1 protein-coding gene is annotated in these 284 nt (G+C 57.4%); it reads left to right on the top strand.

All coding sequences use genetic code 11. From position 1 onward, the window contains the following. A partial coding sequence (locus AACY19_RS27580) for a contractile injection system protein, VgrG/Pvc8 family (protein WP_339454662.1) occupies positions 1 to 284 on the top strand: 284 nt, incomplete at both ends.

Below are 284 nucleotides of genomic sequence, written 5' to 3'. Positions count from 1 at the left end.
CCATGGCCAGATCTACCGCGCCGCGCAAGGTGATTCAGGCAAGCGCCTGACCCGCTATTCGGTGACATTGCGCCCGCAACTGTCGTACCTGGCGCACCGCGTCAATCAACGCATCTTCCAGAACCTCACGGTGCCGAAAATCATCGGCGCGGTCCTTGAAGAGCACGGCATCCAAAGCAACGCCTACGAATTCAAGACCGGTTCGATTTATCCCGAGCGCATTTACTGCGTGCAATACGATGAGTCGGACCTGCACTTCATCCAGCGCCTGTGCGAAGAAGAAG

It is taken from the genome of Pseudomonas sp. EA_5y_Pfl2_R50, assembly GCF_963970475.1.
Taxonomy (GTDB): domain Bacteria; phylum Pseudomonadota; class Gammaproteobacteria; order Pseudomonadales; family Pseudomonadaceae; genus Aquipseudomonas.
Note: the sequence above shows the minus strand (reverse complement) of the source record. Positions and strands in the feature narration are given on the sequence as shown.